Raw genomic sequence first — 15,283 nt, 5'->3', positions numbered from 1 at the left:
AATAACTAATACAATTAATTATAATCCTTTAAATATTTCATCCGTAGGCATAAATCCTCCCAAGGTCCTTGCCCTATGAATTCTCTTAACTACACAAATAAGTTCTGTATCTTCCCTCATTGGGATGTTGTCCTTTCTGTAGATAGTAGTTATCTCTGCTAACTTCTCAGGTGGTAGAGGTTCTCCAACATCCACAGGCTCATCCAAAGGCTTCCCAACCTGGTCTTTTACATAGAGTACATGCTCTGTTTTTTCGTCATATACGTACCTCTGTAATGCATCGAACATCAGTCCATTTTCATCGAGTCTCAAGGAGTGTCCATGCACTGTAGCCCCTCTTATACCACAGACTGCTGGATCGAAGAATGCTGTATCTATACAGAAGTTCTTTGCAATCTCCTCTAAGTTACTCTCTCTCATCTCTATAACTTGTCTTCCTGAGAGTGTACCTGTGTCTACTCCTCTAAATCTCCACATGTAGGTTCTTGCCCTATCGTAGGGCTGTGCTGGAGCATTATACATGGAATCTGTAAATTGGATATATCTTATTCTATGTCCCTCTTTGGCTCCACTTATAGGTTCAACGAGATCCCTGACGTAATCCTCAGGAAGGTCCATCTCCTCCAATGGTGGATGGACAGTTTTGTAATCCTCTCCAGGTTGTCTATGTCCCATGATCTTCACAACGTCGTCATCTGGAATCTCTCTCAACTTTTCCAACTGAACATCTGGGTTCATGTGTTTTCTTCTATTCTCAGCAATTCTTGTTTTACCTGGATAGAATTGAGGTGTATATGCCATAAAATCACCCCTTATTTTTTTAGATTATCTTTAATTCTTTTGATAATTTCATCAATCTTTGATTGAGGGGGAGATTCCCCCCTCACAACACCAGATACTATATCTACTATAGTACCTTTAGTTACAGGTTCAAGGGGTATAACATCTCTTGTTTTTACCCCTACCTTTGCAAAATCTTCCATATCTACAGGAGTCTGGCAGACTACTATTGTCGGTATCTCTACGTATCTTAAGAACAACCTAGCTTTATATACGATATGACTTTTGACATTTCCAAAATGTATTATACAGAGTTTATGTCTATTAACCTGTTCTGCTTCTTCTGGTTTTATACCAAATGTAGATCCTAAACTACCATGAGGAGCGTCATGAGGTATACCACTGCCTGCATTTAGAACTAGGACACTGGTTTGAATACCTGCCTCCCTTATCCCGTAGGTTATCTCACAGACAGGCTTTGTAATATGTCGTCTTCCAGGAGACATTGCCACAACTACTACGTCGTTCCTCAGAGCTTCTGCAAAGGTACCTCTCTGGGCCAAACCTCCTCCTTCTCCCAATCCCATCACTGCCCTACAGTCTATTATCTGTTCTCTCCTCCCCACAGGCATAGGATCACATCTTACTGTTCTTTGGAAGTTACTTCCTCACCTTTCTCCTTAGGTATTATCTTCACTGCACTGTCAAATCTACTCCTAGGATCTGTCAATCCAATAAGAGATCTGTCCATCATGTTTACTACTTTCTCCCCATACTTTATATAGTCTGTCACTGTTACTTTATCTCTAGTAAATTTACCTATCCTTATGTTATATCCAAAGGGAAAGAGAGTCTTACAGATCTCTTCGATCTTATCTATCTCACTGTCGTCTTTTAAGGTTATCCAGAATCTACCTGCCATCACTGTAAGTTCTACAGGAACTCCATGTACGTTGATTATCTTTCTCTCAGAGTGATTCACTGGAGTACCTCTTGCAGGACCGTAATATACAATTTTTGGTAGAGACTGTCCATGGATAATAACCCTCTCTACAGTATCTAGGGAGTATATCTCGTTAAGAAATTTTTCAGTGGTTTCTGCCTTTAAGTATCTGTGGGGAAATACTTCAACTTCTATCATAACTATTACCTCACTCATAACTATTAATTTATTGGAACATATCTTTTATCTCAACAGCACCTTCAATTACATACTTCATAGGTTCTCTAAACTCATCTATAGCACCGTATACAGTCCCAACAAGTGCTGAAGTTCTCTCTGGGGAGAACATCTGGGTACCTGCATCTACACACATAGCAGCACATACTGGTGGGATAGCAAACCCCTTACTGTGTCTTGTAACTATGTGGTTTCCAGAGAATATACCTGGACCCCCTCCACCGTAGATAGAGTGGGAGAAGAAACTGAATCCTACTGCAGTACCTTCTGTTCTACCGAAATCAACACCTGGGAGACCTGTCTCGTACTCCAATATATCGTTGTAGTAGAGTATAGTTGATGAAACATTCTGAGCAGCCCTTGCAGCACCACAGTTTACAATAACGGCTGCAACCAGTCCTGCTGCAGCATAGGCATTCCATTTAGCAATATCCAATGGTCTATATAATATATATCCAGATTCTAAGGTTTTATCTTCAGTTATTATTTTATCCTCTAAGGCTCTTTCAATCACAGAAGCTATAACTGTACCTACTGTACCTTTTCTATTTGCCCTGACTAAGTCGATAACTAAGTTGTCACTGTTTAGCCCCTGATACGCAAGACCTAAGAGGTGTAGTCTCTCAAAGGATCCTATAGCGTCTCCCATCTCAAACATTGCAGTCTGTTCTATAATGGATGCTAATGCAACTGCATTCATTACATTCTTCCTGGTTGTTGCCACGTAGTGGTTTACCATAATGTTTCTCAATGCATAACCTGGACCTTCCATATTTGAAGGGGCTCCTAACAGGGATGCTATATTACTCCCTAAGTAATCCATTGACTGAGGATATCTCCCCAGTATTGCAGCATGGACTAAAGGTGCATCAAACATATCTACGTTGAAGGTTTTAATTATGGCCTCCTTCAAAGCCATTGCTGTATTTAGTATAGATGCAGAATACTCTGCTGCTATTTCCAACCTCCTAGATGGTAATTGGACAACTGCCTGCTTACCACCGTTAATAGCTTTAATAGAAGTATCGTCATCAGGAGATACTCTTAGAATCTTTTCGACTTCTTCTAAAATAGTTTCAGCATTTTCTACAATTGGTAGATCTAAGGTTCTTCCAGGTATTTTACAACCCTTTCCTCCAACGGCACCTGTTCTTAGACTGTTTTCAATCCCTGCCAAATTAACTGCCACAGTTCTCTTAATATCTTTTACCAACTTTTTTATAACAGGGTTGTACAGTGGACTAATGGCTTCTAATGGTACATTTTCCTCAACAAGATTTCCTTTTGCATCGTATAGACATATTGTGTCGTTGTACTTCTTCATGGTAATCACTCTTTACTTTTTTGATAATTCTTATCATTTTTATAAGTAGATAATATATTATAAATTTTCTATTAAGATCAAATCGAAAACTATATATATCTTTTTAAAACCTTAACAGAATTTATATCAATATATTTAAATAGAATATTTACTTTACTGACTTCTATATGTTACTTCATATTTTATTTGCTATACAGGACAGTATTAAGTATTAATGTATTAATTATAATATTAATATAATATTATTGTAGCATATTAAATGTTTAATAATAATTATAAGATACTAAAATGATATCATGAACTTTGATTTCACTAAATTTCAGAGTATATGGGATACAAATAAGGAAAAAGAAGATATACTGAGAGATAAATCTCAACTTTTAGTAGATTTAAAGGGAGAACCTGGTAAAAACTGTGGAGGTTTCTGCAGATTCTGCTACTTTAGGAAATTAGACAGCAACAATATTACACCTTTTGGATGTAAGAACTGTACATATCAAGTAGGTTGTGACTACTGTACATACTCTGTAAGGGAAATTAACGGAGATTTTCTCCCATTACCACTGGTTGTACAGCAGGTTCAAAGTGCCCTCTTCTTTCAGCAGTATAAGAAGGTGAATATAACCGGTGGAGGAGACGTAAGTTTCTACCCAGATCTCATACCCCTCTGTGAGTATATAGGAAATATAGGTTTAAAGATACACTTAGGATATACTTCTGGAAAAGGTTTTAAAGATTTAGATACTGCAAAAGCTCTTGTAGATGCTGGAGTAGATGAGGTTACATTCTCTGTATTCTCCACAGATCCAGATATGAGAAGAGAATGGTTAAACGACAGAAACGCCAGGATATCTCTAAAATGTCTGGAGTACTTCTGTGAAAACTGTGAGGTACACTGTGCAGTAATAGTTATCCCAGGAGTTAACGACGGAGAAGTTTTAAACAGGACACTCTCAGATTTGGTAGATTGGGGAGCAAAAGGGGTTATATTGATGAGGTTTGCCAACACCACTGAACAAGGTCTTATACTAAAAAACGCTCCAATTATAGAAGGTATAACTCCTCATTCCGTAGAAGAGTTTAAAAACATTGTAAAAGAGGTTCATGAAAGCTTTGGAGATAAGATCAGGATCACTGGAACACCTCTCTACGATCCTTTAACAAAGGCACCTTTTGCAATAACCTACCACAAGGATATACTTGAAAGATTGAGGAATAAGATAGAGGCTGAAGCCACTATAGTCACTGGAAAGATAGCCTACGATTTCCTAAGGGAGATATTCCAAGATACACCAGTCAATGTTGTCAAAGTAAATAAAGACATCTCAGATCTTATTACAGCAGAGGACTTAAAAACAGTTGATCTTAAAAAGTTGAAGGATACAGTATTTCTTCCACCTCTAGCCCTTGTTCATGACAGAGTTGCAGAGAAAATACTTAACAGAGATGGAAGAGATAGGATGATAATTAGAGGTGTAGATAAACTAACCTTAGATGGAGAGGTAAGTGGTACCTTAACAGAGGAAGAAGTTTTGGAATTTGAGAAAAGAGCTTTCACTGAACTGATCGAAAAAATAAACTTTTTTGGGAAAAGATAGTATTGTTATTATTCTTGTTAAATAAAGATTAAGATATTAATGATATAATATTAAGTTCTACGTTCTTATTTATGTAAGATTAATAAAATAATTGTTATAACAATATCTCTCCAAAAATATTTTTCTGAACACTAAGGTGGTAAGGAGAAATTCTGTCGTAATATCGAAGGAACAATATTTATAGTTATATCAAAAATTTTTATTACTATATCTTATTCCTTTATTTTTTTGTTATAATTATTATCTCTTATTAGTTTTTAGTTACTGCTTTGATGGGAAGTAAGGCTATCTAGAGTACTTAGTCTTTCTTATTCTTTATCATTGTATAATGGGTTTGATGGGAATTATGACAAAATAAACAAGTTATTATACTAAAAATATTTGATTATTAAATATTATTATTAAATATATTAAATATTATAAGAACAATATGGGATGTAGCTATGATAAGGATAGCCTTTGTATCTACGATAGATAGTGATGACTTGATTTTTGAAGAAGCTTATGAAAAGGTTAAAGATTACTTGGAATTTAGAATATTAAACAGCAATTACAGTGAAGAGGAATTTAAGGAGTTCTTGGAATTTGTTAAAAAATCCAACGTAGTATTTACAAAACTTATGGGAGGAAAAGATACCTTTAAGGGTTTTGACAAATTGAAAAAAGTTACTCAAAAGTATAACATTCCATTCATACCTCTACCTACAGTAAATGAGGTACATCCTGATCTCTTGGATGCCATCACTGTAGATGAAGAAGTTAGGGAAAAAGTGATGAAGTATCTAAGTTACGAAGGTGTTGAAAACTATAAAAATTTACTCCTATATCTGGCAAGTACCTTTGGAAATAGTTCTATAAAATACGATGAGCCAAAACCTACACCTTGGCAGGGGATATACTACAGAGGTAAATACTTTGAAGATCTGAAAAAATATCTATCATTTTTAGGAATATCTGAGGAGGAGTTAAAAGAGAAACCCACTATTGGAATACTATTCTATAGAAACTGGTTTATTGCAAATAATATCGACTATGTGGATTATCTTATAGATATCATCGAGAGAAAAGGTGGTATTCCTATAGGGGTATTTTCTTCCCATTTAAAAAATGACTTAGGAGCACTTGGTACCTTGGAGACATTTAAGAGATTCTTCTATATAAATGGAAAATCTGTTATAGATGTTCTAATAAATACAACGATGTTTACACTCTCCATGGGGATAAGGGATGACTACTTAGAAGAGGAACCTCAATTTTTGAAAGAACTTAACACACCGATACTTCAGGGTATAATATCTACTGGATACATTGAGGAGTGGGAAGGATCTAAGAGAGGCCTTAATCCCATAGATCTCGTTATCGGCATGGCTATGCCTGAGTTTGACGGGGCAATTATACACTTCCCAATAGGAGGGAAGAAAAAAATTAAGGAGGGTAGAGTTGGAGTTCCTATTGTAAAGTACAAACCTATTAGAGATAGATGTGAAAAGATAGTGGATCTAGCATTGAAATATGCAGATCTGAAGTTAAAGAATAACAGGAATAAGAAAATTGCAATAATATTCCACAACTATCCACCGAGAAACGATAAGATCGCGTCTGCCTTTGGGCTGGACAGTCCAGAGAGTGTAGTCAATATAATGAAGGAATTGAAGAAAAGGGGTTTCCTTGTAGAGAAATTGTACAAGAATGGGAACGAACTTATCGAAAATATGTTAAACTATGTAACCAACGATAAAAGATTCCTAACTGAGGAGAAGATAAAGAAGTCTGTAGGTAGTGTAGATAGGGAAGCTTATGAGAAGTGGTTCAACAGTCTATCTGAGAAGGTTAGAAAGGAGTTAATAGAACATTGGGGTTCTATACCTGGAGATGTTATGAACTTTAACGGAGAATTGATAATTCCAGGTATAATAAATGGGAATATATTCATATCTCTTCAACCTCCAAGAGGTTTTGGAGAAGATCCATCGAAAATATACCACTGCCCAGATCTACCTCCATCTCACTACTATATCGCATTCTATAAGTGGATCAGGGATGTTTTTAAGGCAGATGCTATTATCCACATGGGAAAACATGGTAGTTTAGAGTGGCTACCAGGGAAATGTGTTGGACTTTCCAAGGACTGTTATCCAGATATAAATATGGAACTTCCGAATATTTATCCATATATTGTAAATAACCCTGGTGAAGGTACCCAGGCTAAGAGAAGATCCTACGCTACAATAATCTCCCACCTGATACCTCCAATGACTATCTCAGATCTCTATGGAGAACTCTCTGAACTGGAGGGATGTATAGAGGAATACTACGAAGTAGAGAGTAAGGAGAAAAGAGAATTTTTAAGGAAAAGGATACTGGAAAAGATTAAGGAGTTGAAACTAGATGAAGATCTTTTAGATGGGAGAGTTATAGAAAAAGTAGATATTGAATTTGAGGAGCTACTGGATAAGATCCATGACTACTTGGAGGAGATAAAGTACAGACAGATAAACGAGGGGCTCCATATTATGGGGGTTCCCTTAGAGGAGGAGAAGTTAATAAATATGATATTTATGATAGTGAAGTACCAGTTTGATTATTTGAAGATGATATCAGAGGTGCTAAATTACAACTGGGAGGAGTTAAATGAACACCCAGGTAAATATCAAAAGTTGATAGACGAGGTATATAAATACGGTATATCCCTCCTTCAGGAGTACAGTAGGTACAACTTCCAGGAGGAGTGTATAGACAGATTGAAAACCTTCCCTATAAATAACAACTTAAGGAACGTTTTGAAGATTGTATCTAAGATCTACAGAAAATTGATGAGTGTGGAGGAAGAGATAAAACATACCGTAGATGCCCTTGAGGGATGTTATGTGCCTCCAAGAGTGGCTGGGGCCCCTACTAAGGACATAAACTGTCTCCCAACTGGTAGGAACTTCTACTCCTGTAATCCCCAGGAGATACCTACAAAATCGGCCTACGAGATGGGGAAGAGACTTGCAGAGGATCTTATAAGGAAGTATTTAGAAGAAGAGGGGAAATACCCCGAGTACTTAGGAATAGTAATATGGGGATCTCCTACCATGAGGACGAGGGGAGATGATATTGGAGAAGTACTCTACCTCTTAGGGGTTAAACCAGTATGGAACAAGATGGGGAGAGTTACAGGCATAGAAGTGATTCCATTAGAAGAGTTGAAGAGACCAAGGATAGATGTCACACTGAGGGTGAGCGGACTGTTCAGAGACACTTTTCCACAGGTTATTGAACTTATAGACGAGGCTATAAGGAAGGTTGCAAACCTTCCAGAGCCTGAGGAGATGAACTTTGTTAAGAAGCACTACAGGGAGGAAGTTGAGGAGAAGATAAAAAAAGGTATAGATGAGAAGATAGCAAGGGAAATAAGCCTCTACAGAATATTCAGTGATAAACCAGGCACCTATGGGGCAGGGGTTGCCAATTTAATAGATGAAAAGAACTGGAAATCTATAGAGGATCTAGCTAAAGTTTATGTCCAGTGGGGGGGATACGCCTACGGTAAGGGGGTCTATGGAGTGGATGCAAGGGAGGAGTTTATAAACCGTTTATCTAAGATAGAACTAACTGTAAAGAACGAGGACTCCCAAGAGTGGGATATCTTCGAGGGGGATGACTTTAACAGTTATCATGGAGGACTGATTGCTGCAGTTACATACTACTCAGGGAGACAGCCTAAAAGTTATGTTGGAGACACGTCTAACAGGGGTAGGATAAAAACAAAACATCTAAAAGAAGAAGGAAAACTTATATTCAGAAGTAAAATAATGAATCCAAAGTGGATAAAGGGCATGAAGAGACATGGATACAAGGGAGCTGCAGACTTTTCCAAATATATAGATAACATATTTGCTTGGGACTGTACCTCCAACATTATCGATGACTGGATGTACGAGGAGATCGCCAATAGGTATGTGTTTGATAAAGATATGGAGGAATTTTTCAGGAAAAACAATCCATACGCCCTTATGAACATTATAGAACGACTTTTAGAGGCTATAGAAAGAGATAAATGGAAGGCCTGTAAGGAGATGAAAGAAAATTTAAGGAGAAAATACTTAGAGATCGAAGGTATGGTAGAGGAGAAACTCTAAATCTTTAAATTCAATTTAGGATTAACACTTAATTCTCATTAAAGATTCTAAAACTAAAATTAATGATTTTTGAGGATATTACTTTCTTTTTATAAGTAATTTTTATTAATTTTTAAAGTATCCAGTTTGATGGGATTAACGTAAAATAAAAATTTATTATTTTCTCATATTTTTTAAGTAATTTATCGTAAATTATAAATATATTATTTCTTAATATTGTATTACTAATATTAAATAAAGTATTACTAAAAGGTGAATACAATGAAAGGAAAAGACACAATCTACTTTACCATAATATCTTTAATAGTATTAACATTAATTCCCATATCGTTTGGGTTTCAAATGGGAGATATAAATGGAGATGGAAAGGTAGATATTGCAGACGTGATGTATCTGTTTAAACACAGAAACGAGCCTCTTGGAGTAGGAGATTTAAACTGTGATGATACCATAAACATTGCAGACGTGGTGTATCTATTTAAAAACTACGAGAGATTTAGAAGTCCTGTAGTATTTGCTACGAAATTCACCTTAGAACCAAACTGGGATAATGGATATTGTTATTTAGAGGATTCCAAAAAGAATAAATTTTTACTAGTGATAAATGGAAGTACAGCACCTGATATCCCAGGTGCAACAAAGATAACAGTCCCAGTACATAGAGTAGTCACTATATTTTATTCACCTGTAATTTCGACGGCTGATATATTGGGTAAGTACCACGATACCATAAAAGGAGCCCCTAAATATGCTATACTCGACTCTCCTAAACTTACAGAACTTTACAAGGAAGGTAAGGTACTAGATATTGGTTCTGCTAATAGTATGAACTACGAGGTAGTGCTTAACGTATCTCCAGATATAGCATTCCTAGGAGGTTGGACATCTCATGACGAAATGGAAACAAAGTTAAGAAAGTTAGGTATACCTGTAGCAAGGTGTTTTGCCTACGAAGAACCTACATACCTTGGAAGAATAGAGTGGATAAAATTCGTCGCAGCCTTCTGGGGTAAGGATGCATACAAGAAAGCAGATGAATACTTCCAGAAAGCCTGGTACGAGAGGAACAACCTATTAAGAACTGTAGCAAAATCAGATACCTACCCAACTGTGGTTAATTTCTGGAAATGGAGTGATACAAGTACTCCTTCTGTTCCAGAGGCTCAGAATTTCTACGCAAGATTAATAGATTTATTCCACGGTAGGTATGTATTCAGCGACATACCTGGAACAGGTTCTACAAAGATAGACACTGAAACCTTCCTAGAGAGAGCAGAAAATGCTGATGTAGTTATATTAAGAACAACTAAAAACATCACTAGTAAAGAGGATTTATTAAAGGCATATCCTAACTCAGGGTTTGAGAATTTCAAGGCTTTTAAAGATGGAAGATTCTATGTATCAAAACCAGATTACTATGTATGGGAGACAAAGGATCCTATAGGATACATGAGAGATTACGCTAAGATGATACATCCTGAGCTGTTCCCCGATGGGGATAATAATTTAAAATATTATGTAAAAATTAAGTAATTTGTTAAAGTTATTCTATTTTTTTAATTTTTAACATTTTATAATCTATATAACAAAAATTTTTAAATATTATTTTTATTTAAATTTTTTATTAAAACCCCAACAGGTGAATATATGAGAATACTTATCAGTCCAAAAGATATAGAAGAGGCTAAAGAAGCCATTGAAGGTGGGGCGGATATTATAGATGTTAAAAATCCGTTAGAGGGTTCCTTAGGTGCAAACTTTCCATGGGTAATAAGAGAGATCAGAAATATTACTCCAAAGGATCGTTTAGTTAGTGCAACGGTAGGAGATGTACCTTATAAACCTGGGACTGTGGCCCTTGCAGCAGTTGGGGCTGCTATAAGCGGGGCAGATTATATAAAAGTTGGGCTCTATGGGACAAAATCCTACAGGGAGGCTGTGGATGTAATGAATAAAGTTGTGAAAGCAGTTAAAGAGATTGACGAGAATAAGATAGTTGTAGCTGCAGGATATGCCGATGCTTACAGGGTAGGGGCAGTAGATCCTCTTATAATACCTAAGGTTGCCAGAGATTCTGGATGTGATGTTGCGATGTTAGATACTGCAGTTAAAGACGGTAAGAGGTTATTTGACCACTTGAATAGAGAATTGATCTCTGAATTTGTGGAGGAAGTACATAACTACGGCTTAGAATGTGCATTGGCAGGTTCTATAAGGAAAGAAGATATACCTGTATTAAAGGAAATAGGGTGTGATATAGTGGGAATTAGGGGAGCAGCATGTACTAAGGGAGACAGAAACAACGGTAAAATAAAAAAGGAGTTAGTTGAGGAGTTAGTAAAACTATGTAAAAATGGAGATAAATAATCCAACGAAACCATTACAATAATGATACTCCTGTTCGGGAGAATTGTCTCTTTCTCCAATGTTTGAAGGTCTTGTATTTTGAGATGAGTAGAAGGTTTTTATTTTAATTTTTTTTTTTTCATTTATAGAGTTATTTTTAGATTATTGTTTTATTGTTATAATAAAGAAAATTAAATAAAAAAGAGTATAAAAACATGATTATTTTTCCCCACCCTTAGCATCTGGAGGGGCAAAATCCCTATCTTTAGTAGCGTTATTAACCTCCTTCAACGATGATCTTTGCACTAGAAAGAATACTAACCCCAATGAAAAGGTTAATATATTAGTATTATATTGTATTTATTAATAGAAGCCCCTGTGGGCTAGCCAGGATATGCTTGCGAACTGCGGATTCGCAGACTCGGGTTCAAATCCCGACAGGGGCACCATTTATAAATCTATAAGGGTGTTAGTATGATATGTTGGTACGGCCATGCATGTTTTAAAGTAGATGGAGTGCTGGTAGATCCCTTCATTCCAAACCCTCTTTGTAGTATAGACTATGATAAGGTTGTAGAAGGTGTAGAAGTTATAGCTGTAACCCATGGACACAGTGATCACCTTGGAAGTACAGTGGAGATCTCTAGGAGGTACAACATCCCTGTTGTATCTAATCATGAGATTTCTGTATACTTGGGAAAACGAGGAGTCACTGCAGAAGGGATGAACATAGGAGGGACTGTTAAAATAAAGAACTCAAAATTAACAATGGTTAAGGCGGAACATTCCTCAGATATAGATGAAAATACACCTGGTGGAGTGGCTACAGGGTATATAATTAACGACAGGGTCTATCACGCAGGAGATACTGGGTTATTTGGAGATATGAAACTTATAGGAGAGATCTATAATCCAAAAGTGGTACTCCTTCCAGTAGGTGGAAGATACACGATGGGACCAGAGGAAGCAGTGAAAGCTGTAGAATACCTCAATCCAAAGATATTTATACCTATGCATTACAACACCTTCCCACTGATAGAACAGGATATCTCAGGTCTAGTAAAGAAAGTAGAGGAAATGGGAGTTAAGGTAATTGTACCTAAAGTTGGAGAATGTATGGATATTTAGAGATACGGTAATAGAGTAATTCTAAAAGTTATGCTCTTGACTATAATAATCGTCTCAAAACATACCACTTACAAACCTATAGGTTCTTTCATCTTTCGGATACTTGAATACCTTCTCAGTCTCACCAACCTCAACGATTTCCCCCTTTTCTATATAAGCTACCCTGTCTGACAACCTCCGAGCCTGAAGGAGATCATGAGTTGTAACTATTATAGTTTTCCCCTTTTTCTTCAACTCCTTTATAGCACCTTCTATAACTTTGATATTCTCTATATCTAAGTTAGATGTCGGCTCGTCAAAGATATATACGTCTACGTCCAACACTAAAGCCCTCGCTATTCCAACCCTTTGCCTTTCTCCACCACTTAACCTCTTAGCATTTTTATCTCTCAACTCCAAGATTCCAAGAGATTCCAACACCCTATCTACCTTCTCTTTAATATAATTCTTACTGTATCCCCTAACCTTTAACCCGTAGGCTACATTTTCAAAGACTGTACCTTTAAACATTACAGGGTTCTGAAAGACCATAGTTATATATTTTCTTACCTTTTCAGGGTATTTTCTAACATCTATATCTTTAAATAGATAGATTCCTCTAAAATCAACGTCTAAAGCTGAGAGTATCTTAAGTAAGGTGGTTTTTCCAGCACCACTATATCCTAAAATCGCAAAGATCTCCCCCTTATTTACTGTAAGATTAACATCCTTAAGGACAATCTTATCTCCAAAGGTTTTAAAAATACCCTTTAGAACCATCATGAGTCTGCCCACCTTCTCTGTATATAATTTACTATCACGGATATAAGATATACTAGAGACAGTAGTATGATTCCCAGTGCAATTGCCATACTTATTTCTCCCCTTGTGACGTACATCTGAATTGCTGTAGTTAGTACCCTTGTGTTCATATTCCCTCCTTCTACAAAGATGTTACCTCCTATCATAAGGGCTATTCCCAATTCTGCAATAGCCCTGTTGAATGCAGCCATCAGGGACAATAATATACCTGGAGAAGCTTCCTCGATAACCTTCATCATCATCTGGGTTTTATCTGCCCCTAAAGTTAGTGCCAAGTATCTTACATCTTCTTCTATACTCTCTATAAAATTTGCTGTAATACTCACAACAATAGGTAAAATCAGCATCATCTGGCCAAGACTTATACCTGTAGTAGTGTAAAGTAGGTTTAGAAATCCTAAGGGTCCAGTAGGTGCCAAGAATAGATAGAGAATAAGTCCAAGTACTACAGTAGGAATACCCATCAACCCGTTAAAAATGGACTTTATAACATTTTTACCTTTAAAATCTGAGAGTCCCAGAATGACTCCTATGGGAATACCTATTAGCCCAGCGTATAAAGTAGCTAATCCAGATACCTTTATACTTCTAAGAAGTATATCGTAAAGTTCAGGATTTCCACTTATTATAAGTTCAAAGGCTTTAAGAAACCCCTTAACTATATAGTCCCAGGCCATTCCTCTCTCTCTTAAAAATTGTTTAAAAATTAATTAAAAAAAATTAATAGAACATCCTACTTATTAGTATCCAACAGTATAGTTCTTAATATTTCACTTTACACTGCCATTATGGTTTAAAACGTTATGTGTATGGCTATATTCTAAATCAGATATTTTAAATTCAAAGAATGTAAAGTTCTTCCCATATCTAAACTCCTTTGGACACTCTGTTAAAACATCTCCATCCTTTATAAATCCATACTTCAGTATCCAGGTAAAGAAAGGCTCCTCCCTCTTTTTCAGTACCTCTACAATAGGGTAGAATAGAGGTTTTCCAAATTCCTTCTTACCAAATTCCCCAATTACCCTCTGTCCCTCCTCTCCCGTTAGCCACTTAGCTAGAAGAACAGCATCCTGATAATCCTTCTTGTACTTTTTAGGGTTTATTAGAATTATACTGTATATATTTATCAACTCACTCCCTTTATCAACTAGTATATCTAAGTTATGTATTATTCCCTCCTTTTTGTACTTGAGAAATGTTGCCGTATCTGATAGAGTATAGCCCCCCTTGGTATCAGCTATTCGAAGTGTATTGCCCATCCCAGATCCTGTCCTATACACCCATCTCTCCTTTTTTATCTCTGAGTAGTTGTATCCTGCTAACTTCCAGAGATATACCTCCTTGGTGTTAGTACCTGAACCGTCGTCCCTCGTAATCCATATTATCTTACCTTCTCTTCCCGCCTCTGCGATCTTCTTAAGAGCCTCAACTGGTGGAAGTCCTCTGATCCCTGCAGGATCGTCCTTGGGACCTACAATAACAAAGAAGTTATATGCAAAAACCTTTCTATTTACTCCATAGCCCTCCTTCATGAACTCTAACTCCTTGCTCCTAGCATGCACCATGATAGCATCACATACCCCATTTTTTGCATCTTCGATGGCAGCTCCTGTTCCCTTTGGAATGAACCTCAACTCTATGTTGTACTTTCTCTTGAATATCTCTGCTATGGTGTCTAGAAGTCCAGTGTCGTATAGACTTGTTGTAGTGGAGATTGTAAGATATCTAATATTACTTTGGTGTTGATAGTAGTAAAGGAGAAAACCTGCTGTTATTACTATTACCAACCCTAATAATAATATTAAGATACCTTTCTTCATAATACCCCCGTACTTCTGTTGGTTAATTAAATATAGTTAATTATTTTAACAAAGTTAATGTATATTAATAATATAAATATTTTTCGAATTTTTTAGGATTTTAATAAAATTTAAATAAAATTTAAAAATACGATATCGAAATCGCACTGAAAACAAAAGTATCTAGACGAGATACGTAT

At 36.4% G+C, this 15,283-nt stretch carries 12 protein-coding genes and 1 tRNA gene; 6 read left to right on the top strand and 7 right to left on the bottom strand.

Translation table 11 applies throughout. The features are described 5' to 3' along the window. Positions 1 to 18: 18 nt before the first annotated feature. From mcrG to mcrB, 4 genes are read right to left on the bottom strand one after another with little or no spacing between them, the layout of a single operon-like run. Complete coding sequence (mcrG, locus tag MHHB_RS04675; RefSeq protein WP_131007516.1) at positions 19 to 801, bottom strand: coenzyme-B sulfoethylthiotransferase subunit gamma; 783 nt, start codon at positions 799 to 801, stop codon at positions 19 to 21. An 11-nt stretch (positions 802 to 812) separates the two neighbouring features. Then, the gene (gene mcrC / locus MHHB_RS04670) at positions 813 to 1,412 is read right to left on the bottom strand and encodes a methyl-coenzyme M reductase I operon protein C (protein WP_131007515.1); all 600 of its coding nucleotides are present in this window, start codon (positions 1,410 to 1,412) and stop codon (positions 813 to 815) included. An 11-nt stretch (positions 1,413 to 1,423) separates the two neighbouring features. Beyond that, a complete protein-coding gene (gene mcrD, locus MHHB_RS04665) occupies positions 1,424 to 1,921 on the bottom strand; it encodes a methyl-coenzyme M reductase operon protein D (protein WP_131007514.1) in 498 nt (165 codons plus the stop codon). A 28-nt stretch (positions 1,922 to 1,949) separates the two neighbouring features. Beyond that, positions 1,950 to 3,284, bottom strand: coding sequence for a coenzyme-B sulfoethylthiotransferase subunit beta (gene mcrB / locus MHHB_RS04660; RefSeq protein ID WP_131007513.1), 1,335 nt, complete (start codon positions 3,282 to 3,284; stop codon positions 1,950 to 1,952). A gap of 296 nt (positions 3,285 to 3,580) precedes the next feature. Here mcrB and mmp10 point away from each other — a divergent pair, with 296 nt between their 5' ends. The 6 genes from mmp10 (at position 3,581) to MHHB_RS04630 (ending at position 12,480) form a co-directional block, all read left to right on the top strand. Next, positions 3,581 to 4,882 (top strand): methyl coenzyme M reductase-arginine methyltransferase Mmp10, encoded by a 1,302-nt coding sequence (mmp10, locus tag MHHB_RS04655; RefSeq protein WP_131007512.1) that lies wholly within the window; start codon positions 3,581 to 3,583, stop codon positions 4,880 to 4,882. A 443-nt stretch (positions 4,883 to 5,325) separates the two neighbouring features. Then, the gene (gene cobN, locus MHHB_RS04650) at positions 5,326 to 9,006 is read left to right on the top strand and encodes a cobaltochelatase subunit CobN (protein WP_131007511.1); all 3,681 of its coding nucleotides are present in this window, start codon (positions 5,326 to 5,328) and stop codon (positions 9,004 to 9,006) included. A 261-nt stretch (positions 9,007 to 9,267) separates the two neighbouring features. Next, on the top strand, positions 9,268 to 10,539 hold the full coding sequence (locus MHHB_RS04645; protein WP_131007510.1) for an ABC transporter substrate-binding protein: 1,272 nt from the start codon (positions 9,268 to 9,270) through the stop codon (positions 10,537 to 10,539). Between the two features lie 114 nt (positions 10,540 to 10,653). Beyond that, positions 10,654 to 11,373 carry a (5-formylfuran-3-yl)methyl phosphate synthase gene (locus MHHB_RS04640; RefSeq protein ID WP_131007509.1) on the top strand — a complete coding sequence of 240 codons (720 nt, stop codon included), beginning with the start codon at positions 10,654 to 10,656 and terminating at the stop codon, positions 11,371 to 11,373. Positions 11,374 to 11,724: 351 nt separating this feature from the next. After that, positions 11,725 to 11,801: transfer RNA gene (locus MHHB_RS04635), tRNA-Arg, on the top strand. A 25-nt stretch (positions 11,802 to 11,826) separates the two neighbouring features. Next, positions 11,827 to 12,480: a metal-dependent hydrolase gene (locus MHHB_RS04630; protein ID WP_131007508.1), complete on the top strand. Its 654-nt coding sequence runs from the start codon at positions 11,827 to 11,829 to the stop codon at positions 12,478 to 12,480. 54 nt (positions 12,481 to 12,534) lie between these two features. Here the strand turns inward: MHHB_RS04630 and MHHB_RS04625 are convergent, their stop codons facing one another. From MHHB_RS04625 to MHHB_RS04615, 3 genes are all read right to left on the bottom strand, one after another. After that, complete coding sequence (locus MHHB_RS04625) at positions 12,535 to 13,242, bottom strand: energy-coupling factor ABC transporter ATP-binding protein (RefSeq protein WP_131007507.1); 708 nt, start codon at positions 13,240 to 13,242, stop codon at positions 12,535 to 12,537. Further along, positions 13,239 to 13,958, bottom strand: coding sequence for an ABC transporter permease (locus MHHB_RS04620; RefSeq protein ID WP_131007506.1), 720 nt, complete (start codon positions 13,956 to 13,958; stop codon positions 13,239 to 13,241). The genes MHHB_RS04625 and MHHB_RS04620 overlap by 4 nt, the downstream gene beginning before the upstream one ends. A 93-nt stretch (positions 13,959 to 14,051) precedes the next feature. Continuing rightward, positions 14,052 to 15,104 carry a substrate-binding domain-containing protein gene (locus tag MHHB_RS04615; RefSeq protein WP_131007504.1) on the bottom strand — a complete coding sequence of 351 codons (1,053 nt, stop codon included), beginning with the start codon at positions 15,102 to 15,104 and terminating at the stop codon, positions 14,052 to 14,054. Positions 15,105 to 15,283 lie beyond the last annotated feature (179 nt).

It is taken from the genome of Methanofervidicoccus abyssi (genome assembly GCF_004310395.1).
GTDB classification, from domain to species: domain Archaea; phylum AGJL01; class Methanococci; order Methanococcales; family Methanococcaceae; genus Methanofervidicoccus; species Methanofervidicoccus abyssi.
This window is presented reverse-complemented; position numbering and strand designations above follow the sequence as displayed.

What these genes read in the sequence shown, in the direction of transcription:
- mcrG (WP_131007516.1), bottom strand. Translation starts at nt 801, where the DNA reads ATGGCATATACACCTCAATTCTATCCAGGTAAAACAAGAATTGCTGAG.
- mcrC (WP_131007515.1), bottom strand. Translation starts at nt 1,412, where the DNA reads ATGCCTGTGGGGAGGAGAGAACAGATAATAGACTGTAGGGCAGTGATG.
- mcrD (WP_131007514.1), bottom strand. Translation starts at nt 1,921, where the DNA reads ATGATAGAAGTTGAAGTATTTCCCCACAGATACTTAAAGGCAGAAACC.
- mcrB (WP_131007513.1), bottom strand. Translation starts at nt 3,284, where the DNA reads ATGAAGAAGTACAACGACACAATATGTCTATACGATGCAAAAGGAAAT.
- mmp10 (WP_131007512.1), top strand. Translation starts at nt 3,581, where the DNA reads ATGAACTTTGATTTCACTAAATTTCAGAGTATATGGGATACAAATAAG.
- cobN (WP_131007511.1), top strand. Translation starts at nt 5,326, where the DNA reads ATGATAAGGATAGCCTTTGTATCTACGATAGATAGTGATGACTTGATT.
- MHHB_RS04645 (WP_131007510.1), top strand. Translation starts at nt 9,268, where the DNA reads ATGAAAGGAAAAGACACAATCTACTTTACCATAATATCTTTAATAGTA.
- MHHB_RS04640 (WP_131007509.1), top strand. Translation starts at nt 10,654, where the DNA reads ATGAGAATACTTATCAGTCCAAAAGATATAGAAGAGGCTAAAGAAGCC.
- MHHB_RS04630 (WP_131007508.1), top strand. Translation starts at nt 11,827, where the DNA reads ATGATATGTTGGTACGGCCATGCATGTTTTAAAGTAGATGGAGTGCTG.
- MHHB_RS04625 (WP_131007507.1), bottom strand. Translation starts at nt 13,242, where the DNA reads ATGATGGTTCTAAAGGGTATTTTTAAAACCTTTGGAGATAAGATTGTC.
- MHHB_RS04620 (WP_131007506.1), bottom strand. Translation starts at nt 13,958, where the DNA reads ATGGCCTGGGACTATATAGTTAAGGGGTTTCTTAAAGCCTTTGAACTT.
- MHHB_RS04615 (WP_131007504.1), bottom strand. Translation starts at nt 15,104, where the DNA reads ATGAAGAAAGGTATCTTAATATTATTATTAGGGTTGGTAATAGTAATA.